Annotated in this window: 22 protein-coding genes, 2 tRNA genes and 1 pseudogene; 16 read left to right on the forward strand and 9 right to left on the reverse strand. The window is 62.4% G+C overall.

Annotated features, from left to right (window positions below; translation table 11 throughout):
• Positions 1-113: 113 nt before the first annotated feature.
• Positions 114-189: transfer RNA gene (locus BMZ97_RS24385), tRNA-Phe, on the forward strand.
• 319 nt (positions 190-508) lie between these two features.
• Here BMZ97_RS24385 and BMZ97_RS24390 read toward each other — a convergent pair.
• Entirely contained in the window at positions 509-1,720 is a 1,212-nt protein-coding gene (locus BMZ97_RS24390) for a DUF4670 domain-containing protein (RefSeq protein ID WP_092175932.1), read from the reverse strand.
• Positions 1,721-1,991: 271 nt separating this feature from the next.
• Entirely contained in the window at positions 1,992-2,255 is a 264-nt protein-coding gene (locus BMZ97_RS24395; protein WP_139221317.1) for a hypothetical protein, read from the reverse strand.
• A 138-nt stretch (positions 2,256-2,393) separates the two neighbouring features.
• Between BMZ97_RS24395 and BMZ97_RS24400 the strand changes: the two genes are divergently transcribed.
• From BMZ97_RS24400 to BMZ97_RS24415, 4 genes are all read left to right on the forward strand, one after another.
• Positions 2,394-3,098, forward strand: a complete 705-nt coding sequence (locus tag BMZ97_RS24400) for a L,D-transpeptidase (protein ID WP_092175937.1) — start codon at positions 2,394-2,396, stop codon at positions 3,096-3,098.
• A 131-nt stretch (positions 3,099-3,229) separates the two neighbouring features.
• Positions 3,230-3,670, forward strand: coding sequence for a GFA family protein (locus tag BMZ97_RS24405; RefSeq protein ID WP_092175939.1), 441 nt, complete (start codon positions 3,230-3,232; stop codon positions 3,668-3,670).
• 648 nt (positions 3,671-4,318) lie between these two features.
• Positions 4,319-4,636 (forward strand): hypothetical protein, encoded by a 318-nt coding sequence (locus tag BMZ97_RS24410; RefSeq protein WP_092175942.1) that lies wholly within the window; start codon positions 4,319-4,321, stop codon positions 4,634-4,636.
• An 83-nt stretch (positions 4,637-4,719) separates the two neighbouring features.
• Positions 4,720-4,977: a hypothetical protein gene (locus BMZ97_RS24415; RefSeq protein ID WP_139221318.1), complete on the forward strand. Its 258-nt coding sequence runs from the start codon at positions 4,720-4,722 to the stop codon at positions 4,975-4,977.
• Between the two features lie 167 nt (positions 4,978-5,144).
• Here BMZ97_RS24415 and BMZ97_RS24420 read toward each other — a convergent pair whose 3' ends face one another.
• Both BMZ97_RS24420 and BMZ97_RS24425 read right to left on the reverse strand, forming a co-directional pair.
• Positions 5,145-5,432, reverse strand: coding sequence for a BrnA antitoxin family protein (locus tag BMZ97_RS24420; RefSeq protein ID WP_092175947.1), 288 nt, complete (start codon positions 5,430-5,432; stop codon positions 5,145-5,147).
• Positions 5,433-5,600: 168 nt separating this feature from the next.
• Complete coding sequence (locus tag BMZ97_RS24425) at positions 5,601-5,972, reverse strand: hypothetical protein (RefSeq protein ID WP_092175950.1); 372 nt, start codon at positions 5,970-5,972, stop codon at positions 5,601-5,603.
• Between the two features lie 225 nt (positions 5,973-6,197).
• Here BMZ97_RS24425 and BMZ97_RS24430 point away from each other — a divergent pair.
• Positions 6,198-6,288: transfer RNA gene (locus BMZ97_RS24430), tRNA-Ser, on the forward strand.
• A gap of 291 nt (positions 6,289-6,579) precedes the next feature.
• Here BMZ97_RS24430 and BMZ97_RS24435 read toward each other — a convergent pair.
• The 5 genes from BMZ97_RS24435 to BMZ97_RS24455 form a co-directional block, all read right to left on the reverse strand.
• On the reverse strand, positions 6,580-7,734 hold the full coding sequence (locus tag BMZ97_RS24435; protein WP_092175953.1) for a hypothetical protein: 1,155 nt from the start codon (positions 7,732-7,734) through the stop codon (positions 6,580-6,582).
• 69 nt (positions 7,735-7,803) lie between these two features.
• The gene (locus BMZ97_RS24440; protein ID WP_175525719.1) at positions 7,804-9,135 is read right to left on the reverse strand and encodes a lipopolysaccharide biosynthesis protein; all 1,332 of its coding nucleotides are present in this window, start codon (positions 9,133-9,135) and stop codon (positions 7,804-7,806) included.
• 558 nt (positions 9,136-9,693) lie between these two features.
• Positions 9,694-10,701, reverse strand: a complete 1,008-nt coding sequence (locus BMZ97_RS24445; RefSeq protein WP_175525720.1) for a glycosyltransferase family 8 protein — start codon at positions 10,699-10,701, stop codon at positions 9,694-9,696.
• A gap of 315 nt (positions 10,702-11,016) precedes the next feature.
• The gene (locus BMZ97_RS24450) at positions 11,017-11,535 is read right to left on the reverse strand and encodes a 2'-5' RNA ligase family protein (protein ID WP_175525721.1); all 519 of its coding nucleotides are present in this window, start codon (positions 11,533-11,535) and stop codon (positions 11,017-11,019) included.
• A gap of 27 nt (positions 11,536-11,562) precedes the next feature.
• Positions 11,563-11,940, reverse strand: coding sequence for a nuclear transport factor 2 family protein (locus BMZ97_RS24455; protein ID WP_210188321.1), 378 nt, complete (start codon positions 11,938-11,940; stop codon positions 11,563-11,565).
• 686 nt (positions 11,941-12,626) lie between these two features.
• On the opposite strand from BMZ97_RS24455, the gene BMZ97_RS24460 reads away from it, so the two are divergent.
• The 10 genes and pseudogenes from BMZ97_RS24460 to BMZ97_RS31385 all read left to right on the forward strand — a co-directional run.
• A complete protein-coding gene (locus tag BMZ97_RS24460; protein ID WP_092175966.1) occupies positions 12,627-13,178 on the forward strand; it encodes an NUDIX hydrolase in 552 nt (183 codons plus the stop codon).
• Positions 13,179-13,592: 414 nt separating this feature from the next.
• Positions 13,593-14,618 carry a Zn-dependent oxidoreductase gene (locus BMZ97_RS24465; protein WP_092175968.1) on the forward strand — a complete coding sequence of 342 codons (1,026 nt, stop codon included), beginning with the start codon at positions 13,593-13,595 and terminating at the stop codon, positions 14,616-14,618.
• A 46-nt stretch (positions 14,619-14,664) separates the two neighbouring features.
• Positions 14,665-15,489, forward strand: a complete 825-nt coding sequence (locus BMZ97_RS24470) for a transporter substrate-binding domain-containing protein (RefSeq protein WP_092175971.1) — start codon at positions 14,665-14,667, stop codon at positions 15,487-15,489.
• A 106-nt stretch (positions 15,490-15,595) separates the two neighbouring features.
• Positions 15,596-16,273: an amino acid ABC transporter permease gene (locus BMZ97_RS24475; protein WP_092175974.1), complete on the forward strand. Its 678-nt coding sequence runs from the start codon at positions 15,596-15,598 to the stop codon at positions 16,271-16,273.
• Positions 16,270-16,947, forward strand: coding sequence for an amino acid ABC transporter permease (locus tag BMZ97_RS24480; RefSeq protein ID WP_092175977.1), 678 nt, complete (start codon positions 16,270-16,272; stop codon positions 16,945-16,947). The genes BMZ97_RS24475 and BMZ97_RS24480 overlap by 4 nt, the downstream gene beginning before the upstream one ends.
• Entirely contained in the window at positions 16,944-17,690 is a 747-nt protein-coding gene (locus tag BMZ97_RS24485; protein WP_092175979.1) for an amino acid ABC transporter ATP-binding protein, read from the forward strand. Before BMZ97_RS24480 ends, BMZ97_RS24485 begins: the two co-directional genes overlap by 4 nt.
• Before the next feature lie 6 nt (positions 17,691-17,696).
• Complete coding sequence (locus BMZ97_RS24490; RefSeq protein WP_092175982.1) at positions 17,697-18,416, forward strand: GntR family transcriptional regulator; 720 nt, start codon at positions 17,697-17,699, stop codon at positions 18,414-18,416.
• A gap of 28 nt (positions 18,417-18,444) precedes the next feature.
• A complete protein-coding gene (gene uxuA, locus BMZ97_RS24495; protein ID WP_092175985.1) occupies positions 18,445-19,641 on the forward strand; it encodes a mannonate dehydratase in 1,197 nt (398 codons plus the stop codon).
• Entirely contained in the window at positions 19,638-20,375 is a 738-nt protein-coding gene (locus tag BMZ97_RS24500; RefSeq protein ID WP_092176028.1) for an SDR family oxidoreductase, read from the forward strand. Before uxuA ends, BMZ97_RS24500 begins: the two co-directional genes overlap by 4 nt.
• Before the next feature lie 583 nt (positions 20,376-20,958).
• Positions 20,959-21,773: pseudogene (locus BMZ97_RS31385) on the forward strand (hypothetical protein); the annotation flags it as partial.

Raw genomic sequence — 21,773 nt, forward strand, 5'->3', positions numbered from 1 at the left:
GAAAGCGCCTTGTCGCGATAGCGATGGAAAGCTTGCGCAAGCGACTGGACAGCTGTGAGCCGGCCCATTATACCGCCTCCACCAACAGGGACGGGCGCTTGCCCATCCCCGGCGCCCAGATAGCTCAGTTGGTAGAGCATGCGACTGAAAATCGCAGTGTCGCTGGTTCGATTCCAGCTCTGGGCACCATTTCCCCTCTGAGGGGTTGATCAGCCAGCAAAGCCGCTAGACCAAGGACTTGCAGGTACCCGAGTGGTACAAACGGGTGCTGTACTTGGTTCTTTCGATGGCTGCGTCCGCACAAGCAATCCAAGGCTGGCGTCTACCGGCTTTGCAAGGCGCTGCCGAAGGACCTTCAGGAGGCGATACGCGGAGCCTTACGCCGCGCCTGGGACATCTACCGGCCTGAGATCGGCTTTGCGTGGTTGGCCGCGCCATTTCGACCATTGCGCCTAGCTCAACGCTCAGGCCCAGCGCGGGCGGAGGCAAACGGGCCCTAAAGCGTGGGTTAAAAATCTTTTTTCGGAGCGGCCGCGTCTGGCGCGAGCTTTTCAAACATTGCGATTAGACTCTGGAGAGACCCCTGGCACATGGCCCTCTCCGGTACGACGTTTAGCGTTCCCCCAGTTGCTGTGGACCAAGCCATATCCGTGTTTATCGATGGCTCCAAAATCTTGATCTTGGTCTCGATCGCTTTGATGGCGGTCCGTGCGCGAACGATTTCATTTTCCGAGATGAAGATGCTGACGTAGCCGTCTCGGAACTCGTTACATTTTTTGACGAAGGCGTAGTGCTGATAGGCGGTTTTCAGGACGTTGATCGGGCGCAGCGCCTCAAGACGCTCTTCCTCCGCGGCCTTCTCAGCGGCTAGGCGAGCACGCTCTGCGGCGGCCCTCGCTTCCTGCCTCCGCTCTTCAGCGATCCGCTGGGCCTCCGCGCGACGCTCTTCCTCTATCCGTTGCGTTTCGGCGCGCCGGACCTCTGCGATCCGCTCGGCCTCCGCCCGTCTCTGCGCCTCTTCGTATCTTTGGCGCTCGGACTCGGCCTGTTGCCGCTCGGCCTCTTGCCGGCGCAACTCGATTTGCTCAGCGATGGCCCGGGCTTCGGCGATAACCGGCACGATGGCGGGAAAACAGATCCCCATATCCGACATAGGCAGCGCCCTGAATTCTTCCAGAACAGGCCTGGCCATCGCGTGACGCGCCTGCTGTAGCCGCTGCTCCATGCGCTGCGTGAAACTGGCCAGCACATCCATTTCGGTCTTCGTCTGACGCTGCAGGCCAGCCTGCTCAGCCTGGGCAAGTGTTCGCCCACTGTCCTGTACTTCGTAGATTTCGAGCATATCGGGGCAGCGCCGCGGCTTTGCTGACGGCATCGTACCGGCATAGGTATTGGCCATCCTCACGCGGACCGCGCGAGGCAGATCCGCGAAATACGGGCCGTCGACGAAGCCTCTCCCTGTTCCTACGCCGTGGAGACGATCGTGCTCTAGAACAAGCTTGCGGCCTTCGGCTTGACACTGCAGGCCGAAAGCCCGGCGGGCTCCATTTCGGATCGCATCGTCGTTCGCCGATGCTGTGACCTTCTCCTGGATTAGGGAACGCGACACGCAGTCGGTTGCGGCTCTTACCGTTGGAAGCAGTTCACGCCGGGCCTTGTCCTCTTCAGCTGCCGCTCCGCTGCCCAGCAAACACGCCAACAATACCAACCGCACATGCATCGCCCGTCCCCCGCAACGAGCATTGCGCAAATTTTACTGTGAAGCCAGCGCCCTCCAGCCTATTTGTACCATGCAATCGACGACAGCCGCCGCCGGCTGCGCGGCAAAGCGACCGGCTCGCCCGCGAAGCGATTGAACCGTCATGCTCGCACCCTCAACTGTCGACTGCTAGCGCGCCAGGAAGCTGATATTGCCGGTCTTGTCCTTTCGCGCCTCAACTCTGCGCCAGTCGACGGAGACACTGATCCGGTAAGTCGAGCCCCGATCGCCGTTACCGAAGAAGATGAATGGCGCTGATGAACAGGGCGATCCAGAAAGCTCCGCCAACCAAACCCGCGATGCTGCTGTCGAGGACGAGCTGAGGCCCCACTCGCCAATAAAGGGCGAATGGCTTCTTGGTTTCGAGGTAGTCGGCGACAGCTAGTCTGCCAACCGTAAGGCCCTGCACAAGAGCCTTGCCCGTGTGGAAGCAGATGATTTCCGAAATGACGGACCAGAGGAAACGGAGCGCTTGCCCGATGATTGCTTCCAGCAAGTTTGCGGCTCCGGCGGAGTTATTCCTGATACCCATACCGTAGATGACTGCAGATCCTCCCGGCTAGCCCCGCCCGCCTTCACGCGGTGGTAACCATATAAGGTCATGTCTCTCCTCAGCCTTTGCTGAGAGATGCCCATGCTGAGCCGCCGATCGTTTAATCTGTTCACCCTGTCCGTTGGCGCGACCGGCCTGGCAGGCTGTGGGTCTGGCAGCATCGTTGCCCTTCCCGACATGTCGGTGGGCAAGCCGAGCCCCAAGACCCGGACGCTGGCGCGCCCGAACTATGCCGAGGTCTACACCGCCTATCCAGGCGAGCGCTTTGCGGTTCCTGCGGTCAATTCCGGCGAGATTGATCCGGAATATCTTCGCCAGACCGTCGAGCTCAGCCGGGATCATGCTCCGGGATCGATCGTTGTCGACCCTGCATCCTACCATCTGTATTTCGTTGAATCGCCGGGGATCGCGACCCGCTATGGGGTCGGTGTCGGCCGCGAGGGTTTCGGCTGGTCCGGCCCGGCGAAGATCAATATGAAGCGCGACTGGCCGGACTGGGTGCCGCCGCGTGAAATGGTCGAACGCGACCCCGAAATCAAAGCCAAGCTCGAAAAGACGCCCCGCGGTCTCGGCGTGCTCGGCGGCCCGAAAAGCCCGCTCGGCGCGCGCGCCATGTATCTGTTCGATGCCAATGGCGATCTCGGTTACCGCATTCACGGAACCCTCGAGCCCTATACGGTGGGCACCAACGTCTCGTCCGGCTGCATTCGGATGATAAACCAGGACATCATTCATCTGTATGCGCGCGTGTCGCTGGGCACGCCTGTCACCGTGTTGCCCGCATAACGCGTCGGACGATCCGGGCGGATGGGGCCGCTCGGGGAGGCGAGAGCCTGGCCTGCGGTGCAAAGAGGGCTCATCCGTTACGATGTCGGCCGATAAGGCGGGCTTTTGTTCGGGGCGCGCGAGGATTGAGCATGGAACGCCTTCACAAGGGTGCCTGCCATTGCGGGGCGATCGCTGTGGAGTTGAAGACGCCGCGCGCTCCTGACGAGCAGGTCATCGGCGCCTGCCAGTGCTCGTTCTGCCGCAAGCACAATGCCCGCACCTTCTCCGATCCGAAATCGAGCGCCACGCTGACAGCGCGCGAGCCCGAGCAGCTGCAGCATTACGCCTTCGGCCTGAGCACCTCCGAGGTGGTGATCTGCAGGCGTTGCGGGGTTTATGTCGCGATGCTGATGACGGATGGTGCTGAGGCCTGGACCACGCTCAATATCGACACGCTCGACGAGCGTGCCGCCTTCAATCGGCCGGCGGAGCCGAGGGATTTCAGCACTGAGGCAGCCGAGGTCCGCGTCGCGCGGCGCAAGGCGCGCTGGATACCGACGACGCTTGTCGGCTGGCCGGTAGCGCGCTGAGGTCGGCGCAGCTCTCGTCCGATCACGGCCCTCTTTCTGAGAAGCTGGCCGATAACGATGTTGGTGTTTTCGTAAGCTTGAACATCGAGGAAAAACGCGCCGTCATCCCGGACGCAGCCCCCGGGTCCGATCTTCGATCGGCCCAAGGATAAACTCCGCGTAGATCCGGGATCCATGCCGGAGCCTAACCAGGCAACGCTCCGGCATGGATCCCGGGTCTCCTTGCAGTCGCCCGGGATGACAGCGCGTTTCAAGACGAAATTGCAACCGACTGAAATCCTTGCTCACACGATCGGCCAGCCTCTGAGGGGCCATTCCGCTGGGGATGGTGTCTCGAAGAATGTTCCAGATGATTCTGGAGCCTATTGGAGCATCCTTCGCGGCCAAGCCTGCGGCGCACCTCAGGACGAGAGTTGAGGAACGCCCAGGGGAATTTCTCATGACGACGCGGGGTGAAGGGAATATTTCGAGTTTATCGAAATAGACTTCAAAATATCTGGAGATTGTTCTGTTGATACCAAAATGAATTCAGGAAAATTAACAGTTGTGGCCGAATTTCGGCATGGTTATGACGCTACGACATCTTGTCATTCAGTTTTTATTCATTTTTGGATTGTTAAACCTACCCTACACGTGATGGAGGGTGCCATGGGCGCGCTAACTCGAATCGGTATCGCTGGTCTCCTGGTGGTCGGTCTTTCCGCTGCCTCTCTGCCGCTGTCGACGGCCGCGCAGGCCCGTGACGGCTTCAACGGCGCCCTGTTCGGCGGCATGGCGGCGGGCGCTCTCGTCGGCGGCGCGCTTGCCGGAGCCGGGCGCTATGCTCCGCCGCCGCCCTATTACGGACCCGCGCCCGTCTATGCGGGGCCGCGCTATTACGAGTCCGACTGCTATGTCACGCGGCGCCCGGTCTATAACAGCTGGGGCGATTTCGTCGGCTACAACCGCGTCCGCGAGTGCGATTGACGCGAAAGGCCGCCCGGCTCTCCTGAGCCGGGGACAGCCTTCGGCCGGTGACAGGCGCGGCGAGATGCGCGATGTTCGCCGGCATGATCCGAATCGCCCTCATCGCTGTCGCCATCACCGGTCTTGCCGGCGAGGCTCTTGCCGCCGGGGCCTGCCGGCCGACGCTTGACGGCAAGGACCGCATCGAGCGCAGCGGCGCCTGCCCCAGCGGCTATTTTGTGCGCGGCGCCTGCTGCGAATCCTTCCAGCCCAGCCCCCAGCGCGCCGCGCCGACGCTCGGCAAGAAGACCTGCCCCGCCGGCACCGTCGCGAGCCTCGGGACCTGCGTGACCGGCAAGTGACGCGCGGCGGAGCCGCGCATTAGATCGTTTTCCGGACAGCCCAAATCGTCATTGCGAGGAGCGCAAGCGACGAAGCAATCCAGGAAGGTGCGCTCGGCGGTGCCTGGATTGCTTCGGCTAACGCTTGCCGTGACGGGGCCGCGTGACGGACGCCTTAACCCCGCCAATCAGCCGTCATTCGAGGAATTCAATTCGTCCGGCGTCAGGCCCTCATCGTCGCTGCCGAGGCCTGCGGCCTGCCGCAGCGCCTCGTTGATCCGGTCCTGCCAGCCGGGGCCGCCGCTCTGGAAATGCTCCAGCACCTCGCTGTCGATCCGCAGCGAGACCATTTCCCGGGCTCCGGGAATGGCGGGCCGCTTCACGGCCGGGGCGGGGACTTTGGGTGGGGCCGGCTTGAACAGGGCTTCGGCCTTGTCCCGGAGGTTGACCGGTCGGCGGGGTCTATCTTGGCTCATGAGAGGCCTTGGCGCTGTGCGTGGATCGTCGCTACGACATCGAGCCCGCTCGCCAGCAGGGCGCGGCGGCCGGGCGTGTCCCTGCAAAGGCTAGTGGCTGCCGCGGCCGCTGTACAGGACGGCAGCGGATTTGCGCCGGCGCCGCAGGCCTGGCTCAGACCGCCTGGCTCAGACCGAGACGTCCACCGCCCCGCCAAGGCCGGGCACGGTGCTTTTCTCCTGCTGGCCTTGCGCCTCCTCGGCCGGTTTTGCCTGCTCGGCGCTCTTGTTCGCCTCAGCCGCCTGCTTGAGCTGGGCCGCGCGCTGCTCGGCTGCCCGCAAGGCCTGCTCGGCCTGCTGCACGGCGGCGCGGTCCTGCTGCAGCGTCTTGTCGTCGGCCTTGTCCCTCTCATCGGTGGCGAGCTTCGCCGAGGCCGTGGCGAGCGCAGCCGAAGCCTGGGCGGCCGCCGCGTCGGCCTGGGCGAGGGCGGAGCTATTGTCGCTGCCAAGCGACGCCGTGCTGATGGCCGATGCGGCGCTGACGCCTGATATGCTGCTCATGACCGGCTCCGATGCTCGCGCGCCGCGCGCGCGATTCGCCTGAGCATGCCCGCCAAGTTGTTCTGGATTGTTTCTGCGGAGCTGCGCAGATCCGCTCGGGCCGGGCAGGGCGGCGGTTTGCCGGGGCGCGCTTGCCTCTGATTCATCGGCTCGCAGCAAAACCCGCGCAAATCTCCACGGGACGGCTTGTCAAAGCGCGCGGCAATCGGGCATAGAGCGCGTAACGGAGACGTGGCCGAGAGGCTGAAGGCACTCGTTTGCTAAATGAGCATACCCCACAAGGGTATCGAGGGTTCGAATCCCTCCGTCTCCGCCACTCCTAAGTCATTGAAATCATCGGAATTTAGCCGCTGCGGTTCCGCGCGTTCTGAAGGCGGCGGCCTGTCACAGCCGGGTTGGGCGTATCCCCTTATGATTCGGGGACGCGATGTATCTGCCTCGGCGAGGATTGCATTGGTGGATGCGTAAGGTCGTCCCGGTAGGTTTGGCCGAGCTCCTTGGGCTGTCTCAATTGCGCGGATCGTTGGTCGGCACGACTGCACACGCCGCTAAAGGCCAAGCGGAAAGCTAAAGCAAAGTTGGCTACCGCTTTTCAGCAGCGATCCAGTCAATCAGCCTGTCTTTCGGTCCGCCGAGAGTCTGTCGCAACAGTTTTGGTCGCAAGTGGTGCAACGAAGCGTACGATGTCCTCGTCGCTGATCGGCGTCAGCGGCAGATCGAAAGCCTCCCGCAAGCGCAATACAAGCGACTGCGCCCAGAGCGCATTGCATACTAGGCCACCGTGATCATCGGCCAAGATCGCATTGTTCGGCTCGTCACCCATCGTGTTGGTGACCCGTAGCGTCTCGCCGACGGCGATCGCCCTGTATGCCGGGGTACCGTCGGGAGGCCGCGTGCCCCACAGACTCCCGAACCAGGCGGCAACGTCGAAGAAAGCGATGCGCTCGTCGCCCCCAGCCAGTTCGCGCAGCTGGGCGTTGAAGTCGCCAAGGGCAGCTTGAATGTTGGCGACGGCGACAGGGGAGCGGTATTTGTCGAATGCCGAGGGGTCATCCGCCTCGTTGCCCGCGCCAACCAGCAAGATTCGGGTGAGCGGATGAGCCGCATGAATCAGGCTTATGGCGGCAGCAATCTGCTCGACGCAATGAGCTGCCACAGCGCGCACTGCGGGCGCCCTGGGGTCGCGCACCTGGTCATCCAGCACCGCTTCCCAATCATTGTTGACGATGCGGATCACGGTGACGCCGTTGCGCCAACGCTCGGGATCGCGGTCCATCAGTTTTACCAAGTTCCGCGCCTGACCGAGCCGATGCTGTGGAGCGCCCATCAAATCGTTGCAGTTGGCGCCGGAATTGGCGAAATTATAGAGATAATCTTCCTTCTTCGGTGTTCGACCTACTTGCAGCCCGATGAGGCTACGCAACCAAGCCACTCGGCTGGGCTGCCCCCACCGCACCCATGGCCCAAGATTCAGCTCATTGCCGCGCAGAAGCGCCAAAACTTCAGTCCACTGGAAGGTATGGGGACGAAGGGCTCCGCCGCGGTCGGCTGAACCAGGCGGGAAACTCAGGCTGTCCTGGTAGGAATGGCTGCTGGAATCCCCCAGAATCCCCAGCGCGATCGTTGTCGGGGGAGAATGATCGACAGGTGCGTCGCTACCCCACAAGGCCAAAGTGGCTAGTCCCAAAGCCGCGAACCCGGCCATCGCAGTCAGCGCTTGCCTCAGCCTGCGGATTCTGACGGCACCCAACGCTTCCTTCATCGTTGCAAGGGCTCCCTGATCCAAAGATCATCGGGTATGGCGACCTTGGGGTTTTTACGCCCTTCGGCTTCATGGCGAGGAAATAGCCGTCGCTCCGCTCTCTACGACAGAGTCGTGCCGAGGCGGTGCGCCGACCCGTAATCCCGATATTCTTGCGACCAAGACCGCCAGCACCGCCAGAACGATCAGTTGCGACAGGAGGCTGACGGCGATCAGCCCGGCGACACCAAAGACCACTGCCGCCGGATAAACTGCGACAAGGTTGAAGCAAGCCCCGACCAGCACGGCAAGAAAGACCGACCGTGTCTGCTCCAGGGCTCGAAACGCGCAAGTCAGAACGACAGTCACCAGTGCCATCGGAAAGCCGAGCGAGCTCCAGATGATGACCCAGCTGAATTCCAGGATCTCACCGCCATAAAGCCGATGCAGAAGCCACTGCCCGAACAATCCGAGGCCGGACATCGCCGCTGTGCCGATCAACGCAGCACCGAACAGTGCCCGGCCGAGCACATGCCGAAGGCCCGGGAGGCCCCTCTCGGCCAGGGCCTTCCCTGCCAGCGGCGGCACGATGTTCTCGAGCCCTTCGCGCGCGACGTTCATCACCGCAAGCAGGCTCTGGGCGACGCGCAAGGCCCCGAGGATTCGCGGGCCGAAGAGCCCGGCCGTCACAATCAGGCCGCTATAGCCCGACATCCATTGTAGTGACCCGGTGAGGACGAGCCAGCGGGCTGATCGCCACTGTCGGCGGGTGACGGCTGCGAAAATCTCCGGCTTCCAGTGGAACGGTCCGGCCATGCCCAGGCCGCACACGGCGGAGGCCGCAGCCGCGGCCGCCAGGACCCACAGCGCAGTCGCGATGCCGATCAGACCCTCGTGCCAGAGTGCCGCGAGGGCGCCGAGCCTCAGGCCGAAATTGGCGATATCGAGCAGCAGGACCCGGACCGGGCGCCGGCGGGCGAAGAGGCAGCGCCGCAGGAAATCCTGGGTCAGATAGCACGCCCCGGCGACCGCGGCTGGCAGGGCGACATCGTGTAGCGGCCACGACGAGCCAGTCATGAGGGTCAGAGTGCCAAAGATCGCTGCCGCGGCGACGGCGGCATAGACGAGCTGGTGGATCCCGACCACGGCGTAGTAGGCGTCGGCCTCCGCTCCGTCCTCCTTCCCCGCGATGCTCATCATCGGGCTGACGATCAGGCCGATCTGGAGGCTCATGGCGAAATGCAGCGGCAGCCAGGCCATCGTGTAGAGGCCGAAGGCCTCGAGGCCGAGCGCGCGGGTAAGCAGGATCGTCGTCAGAAAATTGCATGTGCTCGACAGAACCTGGTTGCCGAGGGACAGCACGGGGCCGACCGCAGTACGGCAATGCACCATGACGCCTTGCCTTTCCCGTGCCGCGGTCATGCTCGCGCGGCCCGGAGCGCGGCAGCGTGCCCTGCCGATTGTGCCCATGCGCTGCGGTTCATCCCGCCTCCTGTGACTCAAGCAGACGGCTGCCTGACCGATCCCCGTCTTCTCAGGACCTTACCGTCGCGTGTCTGACAATTGTGCTGTGCATCGGGACTGCCCAAGGGGAGTTGCGGCGCTGACAGGCTTGATTACCTCCAAAGCGCAGCGATCCCGCACATTTTGCCGCGTTCTGGCTGCCGGCTATCGTCGCCAAGCTTACGCGCCCTGTCGGCGTACCCGTGGGGTGCCAGCTGCGAGCCAGATGATCGCGCCGAGCTGTAGGCTTGATCAGGAAGTCGAATGTCAGCACGACGCGGGATAGTGGTATGATCTCAATTCCGGCTCAACTGAGGTACCCGATCCCCCCCACGTTGAGCGCCGTGCAATGAGGGCGCCGCCAGGAAATTGCGCGCACTGGCGATGCCGGGTCAGAAGGCGCGCCTGACAGAAACAGTTGATCGACGCGCGCCGGTCATGGCAAGGCAGCCGCGCTCTCCCCGAACATATATTGGCTCACCCAGGCCGCAAAGCTGTCTGCAGCAAGTCAACTGCGCCTCTTTTTAGACGCCACAGCGCGTAATAGGCTCGGTAACCGATTGCGCTTTCGAGCCTTGTGGCAGGCGAAAGATCAACGCGACGCGAATAGGGCGTCATCCTTAGGTATCTCGTGAAAAATGATGACCGCGGGCGCTTGAAGTCAGCATTCCATGGTTTGTCCTTGCCGTCGTAGTGCACGATAAATGGGTGATTTTTGGAAGAAACCCATTCGGCGTGACTATAGGCCGGGGCAACCCATCGCTCCGAATGCAAGGCAGTGGACACTTGGTTCCAGCGCTGATCAAGCCGGAACCAGTCATCAAAGAGAACTGCGTTGAGCGCTCCCTGATCGTGAAATTTGACGCGATGTTTGTGCTCGGCAAGATAATGGAACGCTCGCTCCGACACGTTTCGTTCTCGCCAGCGCTTAAGATTGATCACAAGTACGCCGCATTGAAAATAGCGGTTCGACGCCGGGATACCGAGTTCGGCGTAATTGAACACAATAGGATCGGATCCTGATATCGACGACACGTAGGGATACCAAACGTTCGATACGGCCGAAACCGCGAATTGAGGATTCGCAGCATCGTTGAGCAGAGCGAGATCGGTTAGTACGACGAGATCGCAGTCCAGATAGATAACTTGCTCGCAGTCGGCAGGCAGGACGCGGGGAGCAAGCAGTCGCGAATAGGTGTCTGGCGACATGTACTCCAGGCCGTCTTGCGAGAAAAATGTTTCGAAGAGAGACAGATCGACGATCGACCAGTGGAAGATTATTCTGACGTTTTTGTGAGCTATCCCGCCGATAACTCGCTCGATTTCGGTCTGTGCATCGACCTCAATGTCGGAAGTCAGAACGTAAATGTGCAAGACACGATCTGAGTTGTAGTTAAAAACTACTGAGGTCAGCATTACAGTTAGCGGCATAATGTAATTTATGTTTGACGCGCAAAGAAGGTGAATATCTTCTGTCTTGGCCACCATATCCTCCGGGATATTTGAGGAGATTCCCAAATATTATCCCGAGACGGGAGAAAGGATAAGTATTCGCGTGGCACCAAAAGTAGGGATTGAAGTGCGCGAAGGTGGTATTCGGGTGACCTTAACAGCAGCGATTTTTATGGGTTCGCGGCATAGGGGGTACCGCCAGCGGAATTTTCATTTCGCCGCATGTACTCTTGCCCGCTGAGAATAATAGGAACTCCAGTAAAAGGGACGGAGCAAGAGCTGTCGATTTGCAGTAAAATGTAAGAATTGTCGCATCAGAACTGGTTTGAGCATTTATCAATTCTGAATTCAACCTGTCAGGGTCGTGGTGCGCAAGACCCGCACCGGAGGCCAAGAAACGCATTCGACAGCATCGAAGGTCAGGCTGAACGGCTCGATCGGTCGGGCGGCCAGTTCGAGCGCACGAGCCCGTTGATCGGGAGGGATCGACATCGCGATCGTCAGGTGCGGTGTCCATTGCCGGGGTTGATAGTGCGGGTCGCACAGCGCGGGGTCGATGATCTGATGAACATTCGTGTGCAGATCAACGAGGCGCTGATCGCGTCGGGGCGACAGCCACAGAACGAGCGGATCGCCGTCGAAAATGCCCATACGATCGAATGTAAGTGAGAGCACCTTCGCGCCATCGAATGCTCTCGCGGCTCCAAGAAGCAGGTCGGGGGCGATCTCTGAATAGCGGGTCAGCGTGATGTGCGGCGGATAGCCTAGAGCCCGGATCGAAGGCGACGGTTCGAGCGCCGAAGCCCTATCGACCAGTTGCCAAAACGGGTCGGCATTTGACGCCGTGCGTAAGGTGATGCCGAACATCATTCTGACGCAGCAGGCAGGAAAACTTTAGGACCTACCACTGGTGGGCGTCCCCTGATGAAAGACCATCTGCCAGCGCCCCTCGATGAACTTCCAGATCGAGCTTCGTAGCGTATGCAATTCCTGCCCGTCCGCGCCAAGCCTGTGGCTTCGATAGGTCAGAAGCACAACATCGTCCGCAAGAGGTTTCAGGTCGAAATCGCTGGCGGTCCGCACCTTGACCGCACCACCGCCTTCAGCCGCAAGGCTACCAATCACTTCGTCTTTGCGGTGAACGCCTCCCGATCTCCCGAATTCGATAAAATCGTCGGCCAGAAGCTGGCCTACCGCTTCAGGAGAGCCTCGAACCGATTGTTTGAGCAATTCCTCTTCCAGAATTCGGATTTGATCGAGATCGTGTCGCATCGCCGCATACATCCGATATTTCGGAAGCCACTGTGAGACTTCAATCACATATATCGGAACTGGCAGGGCCATCCGGCCAGATTGCATTGCGCAATTGCACAGCGGCACAACGGAAGCGCGCGATATCTTTCAACGCCCCAGATGGGGCCATCAATTCATGTCGAAGGCCACCGTGTTCAAAAAAGATTTCGCAAGAACCCATGGCCTTCAGCGGCACATGATAGGCGCATCGTGCATAGACATTCGGGACCTTATTGAATCTAATCCCGAGGTTTAAGCTTTCTGGAATAAGCCTTTCTAGTTCGATAAACTCCAAATCCGGACCGAGAGGCTGAGAGTTCCCCGTAGAAAAGCAGTCTGACCATTTCGATAGCGACTCTGGTCCAACCCCGCATTTGCCGAGAGAGATGGCCGGCGGGCCAATTTCCAACCAGAACGCATAAGGTCTCCCATCCTTTGCGTCCGACGCCGGGAGCTTTGTCCGGATGAAAGGTTGGGCCGTGTCGGAGTTGGCCCGAATTCGCAATATCTCGTCGCCATTACTCCTCTTGGACGAGGTTGCCTGAACCCCAGCAGCGAATGTGTTGACCAGCGCCCCGCCGTGAAATGTATCGACGCTCTGAGCGTGAGCGCTGCCTGCTCCTCCGACACTCGTGAGCAGGAACAGAGCCCGTATCGCCCTCTGCATGAGTGACCTCTTGCCTCCCGTTAAGTCAGGCAATCGTCGCCCAATTGTTCAAGCGTCCGCAAGGCAAACTATTGTAGAAGGCTGCTGCATCCTCTCAGATCAACGCGAAGCTGCCCGGTTCGGGATGATTTTGGCCAACGAAACCGAGATGCCAGAAAAAGTCTGCCCCGTGGTTTATCGCAAGGTGGATGGCATCCCGCACCTCCTCGCTTTTCAGCATCCCTCTGGCGACTATCAGTTTGTCAAAGGCACCATCCAAGAGGGGGAGTGTCATTCCACGGCGGCGCTGAGGGAACTGCGGGAGGAAAGCGGTCTGCACCCCACTCAAGCCGCTCGATACTTAGGTCAGTCCCAAATCGGTGCCCCTCCGCTCCAGTGGCACTTCTACGCATTCCTCGCCTGCCATGCGCCCGAGCAATGGAAGCATCGGACGGAGGATGATTGCGGTCACACTTTCTCGTTCTTCTGGCACCCCTTGGTGCGGGATTTGGACCATCAATGGCACCTGATCTTCCACGAGGCTCTACAGGTGATCCGGCGAACTCTCTGATAGTGCGACAGCGCCTGCTTTTCGCCGGAAGCAGACGCCGTCAAGAGTTCGCGCGATCAGGCTGGCCGCGTTCTGTTGGTGTGTCCACCAGGCACAGCACAATCGACCAGAGGCGAAGATTGGCTCAATGCCCGGACGCGGACATGTCGCACCAATCGGGTGAGGGGGCGGTTCTCGACCCGATGCAGAAGCAAGGGTTCGCAAACAGCCTTCCCGGGTTACTCGAAAAATCTGACCAGCTCGGCTCTTTAGCGACGTGCGTGCCCTCCGCAGGCGCGCTGAGGGACTTTGGCTCGTTGAATTCGAGGTGGCGCAGCGTGACCGTTCGATCGATCGGCAGGCTTGCAGCCGGCCATCTGGAATGCTAGTACACTTGTATACAAGAAGACGTTATCAAAACGATCTAGGGTGGATATGGAGTCGATTGCCGTCAGCGTTGCGCGGCCGCACGCGCTTAGCCTGGTTTCAGGTTCACGGGCGGATCCTGCGCCGGGTGAGGTGAAGCTGCGCGTCCGTCGAGCCGGTATCTGTGGCTCCGACATGCACATCCTTCACGGCTCCAATCCCTTTGCCCGCTATCCCCGGGTCATCGGCCATGAATTCGCCGGAGAGATCATGGCGATCGGCGAAGGCGTCTCGGCCCTTGCTATTGGCGACCATGTCGTTGCCGACCCGGTCGTCTCCTGCGGTCACTGCTACCCGTGCCGCCGCGGCAGACCCAATGTTTGCGCAAATCTCGAGGTGATCGGCGTCCATCGCGATGGCGGCTTCAGCAGCGAAGCGATCCTTCCCGCCAAGAACGCGGTGAAGGTTTCGTGCGACCTCCCATTCGCCGTCGCAGCCTTGGCTGAGCCCCTCGCGGTTGCCGCCAACGTGTTGGCGGCAACGGGCTGCGATGCCGAGGACACCGTGCTGGTCTATGGCGCCGGAACGGTCGGCATCACGGTCTTGCAGGTCGCCAAGCTGAAGGGCGCCCGCTGCATCGTCGTCGATATCGATGAGGCGCGTCTGGAGCGCGCCAAAGGGTTCGGCGCCGATTTGACGATCCACTCCCCCTCCAAATCCGTGCCCGAAACGGTGAAGGCCGAAATGGATGGGCTTGGCCCTTCGGTGGTGATCGACGGCGCGGGCATCCCGGCCCTGCTTGAGGAAGCCTGCCGGGTCGCCAGCCCCGCCGGGCGCATCGGGTTGCTCGGCTTTTCGCCGGCGCCCTGCAATGTCAGCCAGCAGGAAATCGTTCGTAAGGAGCTGTCGCTGTTCGGCTCACGCCTGAACCGCCGGCTCATTCCCGAGGTCATAGGCTGGCTTGAAAGCGGCCGGCTCGATCCCGCGGCCATGATCACGCAGACCTTCGCCGCGCGCGATGCGCGCGCGGCCTTCGATTTCGTCGAGACGCATCCCGATCGCCTGCTCAAGGTCCAACTCGCCTTCGACGAATAGCCCCCAGCCAAGCGGGGCCTCAGTTCACAAAAAAGGGAGAGAAACAATGTTGTCCAAACGCGGAATTATGAAGTCGCTCTGCGGTCTCGCGGCGGCGAGCGCGCTCAGCCTCGGCATGCTGGCCCCGGCGCAGGCGCAGAACGCGCCCGGCATCCTCCAGAGCGTGGTCCAGCGCGGCACGCTGCGCATCGCGGTGCTCGGCAGCCTGCCGCCCTATAGCCGCGTGCTGCCGACCGGCGAGGCGGAAGGCTACGATATCGACATCGCCAAGCGGCTCGCCGAGGCGCTGAAGGTCAAGCCGGAGTTCATCATCTCCGACATCCCGGCCCGCGTCACCGCGCTGCAGACCCGCAAGGCCGACGTCACCATCGCGGACTTCACCCGCAACGTCGAGCGCTCGACCTCGATCGCCTTCACCAACCCCTATCTTGTCACGACGATGCGCCTGCTGCTGCCGGCGAACAGCCCCCACAAGACGATTGCCGAGGCCAATGAGGCCGGCATCAAGGTCGCCATCTCGCGCGGCGGCACCGCCGAGCGCGCCGTGCCGCTCAACATGCCGAAGGCGCAGATCATCCGCTTCAACACCCAGGCCGACGAGCTCAATGCGGTGCTGACCGGCCAGGCCGACGCCATGGCCGAGGATAATTTCTACAACGGCAACGCGATCAAGGAGAATCCGGGCAAGCTGCGCGAGGCCGAGGGCGACCTTGCCCGCGCCGAGATCGCCATCGGGGCGCCGGCCGGCGACGCCGAGTGGCTGCGCGTGCTCAACCTCTTCGTCGACCAGTTCAATGCGTCGGGCGACAACAAGAAGCTGTTCCAGAAGTGGTTCGGCTTCGAGCAGCCGCCGATCCAGGCGAAGTACTGAGACCGCGAACGAGGCGACGCCTGGCGCTCCAGCCGGGTGTCGCCGCGTCCCACGGTGGAGCGTGCCGGCGTCGCTCGCGTCGCTATCGGACAGGAAGGCCTGATCGGTGCAGCCTTATTACTTTTCGTTTCGCAGCATCTACCCCTATCTCGGCGACCTCGCGGCCGCCGCGGAGGTGACCTTGCTGCTGTCGCTGCTGGCGATCGTCCTGAGCGTTGCCATCGGCTCCGGAATCGCGCTGATGCGGCGCTCGAATTCCCGGCTCTTGCGCTTCTTCGCGGGGCTTTATGTCGAGGTGATGCGCAACACGCCGCTGCTGGTCATCCTCTACATCGTCTATTTCGCGCTGCCGCAGCTCGGCCTGAGGCTGTCGTCCTTCAACGCGGCCCTGATCGGGCTGACCCTGAACAGCGCCGGCTATATGGCCGAGATCATCCGTGCCGGCCTCGTTGCCGTGCCGTCCGGCCAGTTCGAGGCGGCCTTCTCGCAAGGCTTCACGCGGGTTCAGCTCTATCGTCACATCATCCTGCCGCAGGTCTTCCGCACCATCTACGCGCCGCTCGGCAACCAGTTCATCGCGGTCATCCTCGCCTCGTCGCTGGCCTCGGCCGTGGCGGTGGAAGAGGTCGCGTCCTGGATGCAGACGGTCGGCTCGTCGTCATTCCGTTTCTTCGAGACCTTCATCATCGCGGCCGTGGTCTATCTGGTGCTCTGCCAGATCGTGAACCTCGGACGCATCGCCATCGGGCGCTGGCTGTTCCGCCAGCCGGAGGCCTATCGATGAGCGCGCAACTGCTCTCCTACACGCCGCTGCTGCTGAAGGCGGCGCTGGTCACGATCTGGCTGTCCTGGCTCGCGCTGCTCATCGGCGCGGTCGGCGGAACGCTGGTGGCGCTCGCCCGCATGTCCACCTTCCTGCCGCTGCGCTTGCTGGCGCTGCTGTTCACCGAGTTCTTCCGCTCGATCCCGATTCTGATCGTGCTCTTCTTCGTCTTCTTCGGCGTGCCGCTGATCTTCGGGCTCGATCTCTCGCCCTTCGCGGCGACGACCATCGCGCTTGCGCTGCATGCGACCTCGACGATGTCGGAGGTTATCCGCGCCGGCCTCGAAAGCGTCGGCAAGGGCCAGTGGGAGGCTGCGCGCGCGGCCGGCATGACCTATTGGCAGATGATGCGCCACGTCATCGTGCCGCAGGCACTGCGCGTCATTCTGCCGCCTTCGGTGGGCGTCTATATCGCGACGCTGAAGGAATCCTCGCTCGCCTCGATCATCGGCTATGTCGAGCTGACCAAGACCGGGCTCCTGATCCGCGAGACCATGGGCAGCAGCTTCGTGCCGCTGCTGCTGCTCGCGCTCATCTACTTCCTCATCAATTACGGCATTTCGCTCGGCGGGGCTGCGCTCGAACGGCGCTTCCACGTCAACACCCGCCTCATGACGGCCGGAGCAGGACAATGACCGACACCGTTCTCCAGTTCGACAATGTCGTAAAGCGCTTCGGGGACAGGACGATCCTCGATGGCGTCTCGACCTCGGTGCAGTCAGGCGAGATCGTCTGCTTCATCGGACCCTCCGGCACCGGCAAGTCGACGCTGCTGCGCTGCGTCAACGGCCTCGAGACCATCGAGGGCGGTGCCATCCGCTTCGAGGGCACTCCTGTACAAGCCAAGCAGCGCAGCATCATCGATGTGCGCCGCCGCATCGGCATGATCTTCCAGCACTTCAATCTCTACCCGCATCTAACGGCGCTGGAGAACGTCATGCTGGCACCGGTCATCGTCCATGGCGAGAACCGCAAGACCGTCGAGGAGCGGGCGCGCGGCCTGTTCGAGAAGGTCAGGCTCTCGCACCGGATCAACGCCTATCCGGCGCAGATGTCCGGCGGCGAGCAGCAGCGCGTCGCCATCGCCCGGGCGCTCGCGACCAATCCGCATATCCTGCTGTTCGACGAGCCAACCTCGGCGCTCGACCCCGAAACGGTCGGCGAGGTGCTCGCTGTCATGCGTGATCTCGCGGTGGAGGGCCGCACCATGCTCGTCGTGACGCATGAGATCCGCTTTGCTGCCGATGTCGGAACGCGCATGGTCTTCCTGGATGGCGGCAAGATCGTCGAGGAGGGCAATCCGCGCGAGATGCTGGCCGCTCCGCGCAGCGAGCGCGCCAGACGCTTCCTGAGCACCATCAGTAATGCCGCTCATTGATCGCCGATGGTTGTCGTCCCCAAAGCAGAGTCTCGTTGGAGCGTCTCCCAGGTCTATGACGACTTGAGCGGCCGCATTCTCAAGGGCGAGTTCCGGCCGGGGGAGGCGCTCTCCGAGATCAAGATGGCGGCGCATTACGGCCTGAGCCGGACACCGATCCGCCAGGCCTTTCACCGCCTCTCCGTCGAGGGGCTGCTTTCCATCGTTCCCCAGGTCGGCAGCTTCGTCGCCCCGATTCAGCTCTCTGCTGTCCGCGATGCGCAATTCGTGCGTCAGACGGTGGAATGCCGCGCAGTCCGCAGCGCCGCGCTCGCGACGGGGGACGAGAAGGAGCGTGTGCTGAACGGTCTGTTGAAGGAGCAGGCCGGGATCATCAGCCGCCACGACCATTACGGATTCTTCAGTTCCGACGAGGATCTGCATCGGGCGCTCATGCTGATCGCCGGGCATCCGCATGTCTGGGACTTCATTCTCTCGATGAAGACCCAGCTCGATCGCCTGCGCTATCTGTCGCTGGAAAGCCAGGACTGGCTCGAAATGATCTTCCACCAGCATGAGCAACTGGTGAAGTGCGTACTGGCACATGACGCCGATGGAGCGGTGGCCTTGATGGAAACCCATCTCCACAGCGCATCGCTTGCGCTGGAGAAGATCGCCGTCGATCACGCCGAATTCTTTGAGGATTCACCTCCTCCCCCGGGCGGTACGCCGCCCAAGTCCTTTTGAACGTGCCAGCCGGAGAAAGCGCGAGACCATGGAACAGACCTGGCGGTGGTGGGGACCCAATGACATCATCCCCCTCGATCACATCCGGCAGACCGGTGCGACCGGCCTCGTGACGGCCCTGCATGAGGTTCCGGCCGGCGAGGTCTGGACACGCGAGCAGATCCGCGCCCGTTTTGACGCCATCGCCGCCAACCCGGCGCTCGGCCTGCGCTGGAGCGTCGTCGAAAGCCTCTGGATCCATGAGCGGATCAAGCTGGCGGAAGGCGATGTCGAGCCGCTCTACGAGAATTTCCGCCAATCGATGGTCAATCTCGCCGAGGCCGGCGTCCACATCATCTGCTACAACTTCATGCCCGTGCTCGACTGGGCTCGGACCGTGTTGCGGCACAGGCTGCCGAGCGGCGCCATGGCCCTGCGCTTCAACGCGCATGAGTTCGCAGCCTTCGACTGCTTCATGCTGCGGCGCGAGGGTGCGGAGGCTGATTTCTCTGAAGAGGTTCTGGCGCGCGCCAAGGCCTGGTTCGACGCCTCGACGCAAGCTGACCGCGACCGCCTGCTTTCGACCATCATGGCAGGGTTGCCGGGCGCCTTCGACCGCTATGACATCGAGGGGCTGCGCGGCATGCTCAAGCGCTATCACGGCGTGGACCGCGAGCAGCTCCGAGACAATCTCATCCGCTTCCTGAAGGCGATCATTCCCACTGCGGAGAAGGTCGGCATTCGCATGGCGATCCATCCGGATGACCCGCCGCGTTCTCTACTGGGCCTTCCCCGGATCGCCGGCTCGATGGAGGATTTCGAGGCAATCCTCACGGCCGTCGACAGTCCTTCCAACGGCTTGACCTTCTGCACCGGTTCCCTCGGTGCAAATCCGAAGAACGATCCGACTGCGATCGCCGAGCGCTTCGCCGATCGAATCCACTTCGCCCACCTGCGCAACGTCGCCAACGATCCCGACGGCTCCTTCATGGAAGCCGATCATCTCGGTGGCGATACCAACATGGTCGCGGTCGTTCGTGTCCTGCTTCGCGAGCAGGCCAGGCGCAAGGCCGCCGGGCGGGCCGACTGGCGCATCCCGTTCCGCTCCGACCACGGGCACGAACTGCTCGACGACATCGGCAAGCCTACCTTTCCCGGTTATCCGGCGATCGGCCGCCTGCGTGGCCTGGCCGAGCTGCGCGGCGTGATGACGGCGCTGGCCGACGAGCATGGGTGGCCGCTGTGAGCGCGACCGGGAAGGTCCTTGTCGGCAAGACCGCCTGGGTGACGGGTGCCGCCAGTGGCATCGGGGAGGCCACGGCGCTCGCCCTGAGCCGTGCCGGCGCTACGGTCGCGCTGACCGGGCGCCGCGTGGAACCGCTGGAGCAGCTCGCCGCCCGGATCGCGGGCGAGGGCGGCGAAGCGATCGTCGCCCCCGCCGACGTGGCCGATGTCGCAGCCATCGAGAGGTCCCTGGCGCTGCTCGCCGGCCGTTCGCTCGACATATTGGTCAGCAATGCCGGTACCAACATTCCCGACCGTTCCTGGTCCAAGCTGACCGCGGATTCGGTCGACCTGCTGCTCGACGCCAATCTGCGCGGCGCGCTCCAGCTCTCGCGGGCAGTGCTGCCGATCATGCAGGCGCAGGGTGGCGGCGTGCTCATCCATATCGGCTCGCTGGCGGCCCATGTCCTGAGCGCTGGGCCCGGCCCGGTCTATACGGCTGCCAAGAGCGGCGTTGTCGCCATGAGCCACGCGATCAATATCGAGCATGGCGTGCACGGCATCCGCTCCTGCGTGCTCTCGCCAGGCGACACGCTGACACCCTTGATGGATAAGAGGCCGGTCAAGATGAGCGATGAGGTGCGTGCACGGATGCTTCGCCCCGAGGACATCGCCGGCCTTGTGCTGCACGTCGCGACGCTGCCGCGGCATGTGTGCGTGAACGAGATCATCGTGACGCCAACATCGCTTGTCTGAGATCCACTGAGCGCGTAGCGGCCGACATCATAGGCTGCAACGCGCTTGGAAGGTGTGGGCAAATCGATTCAGGGGTATCGAAATTCGACCCGTTGCATCGTTGCGGCGGCTTGCGCCTCCGTCTGCGCCTCGTCCCTGATCTCGCGCCAGTTCGCTGCGCTTATAGCCCCGATCGGGCGTCCTGACCGGCCGGCAGCACGAGTCTCCTTGCGCAATTCAGCTCGCCCGCCATGGCTGGGGACATCCGCAGCATCGAACGGGCGCGTGCGAAGTCGTGATCCAGCATATGCAGAGCGAGGCCGAAGACGCGGTTCTCGACCGTCCTGGAAGCCGTTGGTCATCGCCCATTTCCAGGGCGTCATCATCCCTTGTTGCCCTCCCGCCGCTTCGTTCGGACGTAACACGATCGGATTAGTTCGAACGCTCTAAGGCTTTCACTCGAATAGAATAAAATCAAACCGATACCGCATGTTATTGATTAATGTGTCGGATTGGCCTCTTTCGAAACCTAGAGCAGGCCATCCCGAAACGCATCTTTTGGGCGCTGGGTGGCCGCTAGACCTCCCGGGCGGGGAGGCACGTCATGCGCTACCTGCAGAACAAGATCTTTATTGCAGGACTTCTTGCGACTACATCGACCTTTGCTTACGCGCAAACGGCTGAGCCATGGCCGGAGTACCACGAGGGCTTCGCGCTCGACGGCAGTCCGACGCCGAGGCCCCACAGCGCTTGCGAACGCAAGCTCATCAGAGACAACTGGCTGTGGGACTGCGATCCGGCGGCGCCCGGCAACCCATTCCGCCAGAGCGCAATCCCTCCGGCAGCGCCCGGCCCAACCCTGGCAGATGATGCAGGCGGGGTACGATACTACAACGCCGTATCCCCAACCGGCCGCAGAACGCGGGCGCCGAGCCGGGAGTGCATCGTCGTACAATACGACCGCGACCTGCTGTGGACATGCCCGCCACTGACAACGGCGTCAATCGGCGCGCCGACGCCCGCGCCCACGCCTCAGGGCGCCACTGCCGGCAATGTCCAATATTACAGTGCGGTTTCCTCCAATGGCAGGCGCACGCGCGCACCCAATGCCGCGTGCGCCCTGTTTCAGCAGGGCGACAGTCAATATTGGATATGCCCGCCCTTGACGACGGGAGCTTTGTCCTCGGGCGGCCCGAGCGGCGCCGCAAGCTCTGGAGGCGGCGGCGCTGGCGACGGTTCTGGAAGCGGCTCCAATAACGGCGCGAGCGGCAATTCCGGCGGCAGCCAGGGCGGCGGCCAGAGCGGCGGCGGCCAGGGCGGCAGCAGTCAGGGCGGCGGTGGCCAGAGCGGCGGCAGTCAAGGCGGTGGCAGCCAGAGCGGTGGCAGCCAAGGCGGCGGCAGTCAGGGTGGCGGCAGCCA

Source organism: Allobosea sp. OK403 (assembly GCF_900113835.1).
Lineage (GTDB): Bacteria > Pseudomonadota > Alphaproteobacteria > Rhizobiales > Beijerinckiaceae > Allobosea.

Excerpts from the sequence above, each read along its gene's own strand:
- uxuA (WP_092175985.1), top strand. The coding sequence starts at position 18,445 with ATGGAACAGACCTGGCGGTGGTGGGGACCCAATGACATCATCCCCCTC.
- BMZ97_RS24470 (WP_092175971.1), top strand. The coding sequence starts at position 14,665 with ATGTTGTCCAAACGCGGAATTATGAAGTCGCTCTGCGGTCTCGCGGCG.
- BMZ97_RS24425 (WP_092175950.1), bottom strand. The coding sequence starts at position 5,972 with ATGAGCAGCATATCAGGCGTCAGCGCCGCATCGGCCATCAGCACGGCG.
- BMZ97_RS24415 (WP_139221318.1), top strand. The coding sequence starts at position 4,720 with ATGATCCGAATCGCCCTCATCGCTGTCGCCATCACCGGTCTTGCCGGC.
- BMZ97_RS24405 (WP_092175939.1), top strand. The coding sequence starts at position 3,230 with ATGGAACGCCTTCACAAGGGTGCCTGCCATTGCGGGGCGATCGCTGTG.
- BMZ97_RS24400 (WP_092175937.1), top strand. The coding sequence starts at position 2,394 with ATGCTGAGCCGCCGATCGTTTAATCTGTTCACCCTGTCCGTTGGCGCG.
- BMZ97_RS24460 (WP_092175966.1), top strand. The coding sequence starts at position 12,627 with ATGAGTGACCTCTTGCCTCCCGTTAAGTCAGGCAATCGTCGCCCAATT.
- BMZ97_RS24485 (WP_092175979.1), top strand. The coding sequence starts at position 16,944 with ATGACCGACACCGTTCTCCAGTTCGACAATGTCGTAAAGCGCTTCGGG.
- BMZ97_RS24435 (WP_092175953.1), bottom strand. The coding sequence starts at position 7,734 with ATGAAGGAAGCGTTGGGTGCCGTCAGAATCCGCAGGCTGAGGCAAGCG.
- BMZ97_RS24420 (WP_092175947.1), bottom strand. The coding sequence starts at position 5,432 with ATGAGCCAAGATAGACCCCGCCGACCGGTCAACCTCCGGGACAAGGCC.
- BMZ97_RS24450 (WP_175525721.1), bottom strand. The coding sequence starts at position 11,535 with ATGTTCGGCATCACCTTACGCACGGCGTCAAATGCCGACCCGTTTTGG.
- BMZ97_RS24455 (WP_210188321.1), bottom strand. The coding sequence starts at position 11,940 with ATGCGACACGATCTCGATCAAATCCGAATTCTGGAAGAGGAATTGCTC.
- BMZ97_RS24410 (WP_092175942.1), top strand. The coding sequence starts at position 4,319 with ATGGGCGCGCTAACTCGAATCGGTATCGCTGGTCTCCTGGTGGTCGGT.
- BMZ97_RS24390 (WP_092175932.1), bottom strand. The coding sequence starts at position 1,720 with ATGCATGTGCGGTTGGTATTGTTGGCGTGTTTGCTGGGCAGCGGAGCG.
- BMZ97_RS24440 (WP_175525719.1), bottom strand. The coding sequence starts at position 9,135 with ATGACCGCGGCACGGGAAAGGCAAGGCGTCATGGTGCATTGCCGTACT.
- BMZ97_RS24480 (WP_092175977.1), top strand. The coding sequence starts at position 16,270 with ATGAGCGCGCAACTGCTCTCCTACACGCCGCTGCTGCTGAAGGCGGCG.
- BMZ97_RS24490 (WP_092175982.1), top strand. The coding sequence starts at position 17,697 with ATGGTTGTCGTCCCCAAAGCAGAGTCTCGTTGGAGCGTCTCCCAGGTC.
- BMZ97_RS24465 (WP_092175968.1), top strand. The coding sequence starts at position 13,593 with ATGGAGTCGATTGCCGTCAGCGTTGCGCGGCCGCACGCGCTTAGCCTG.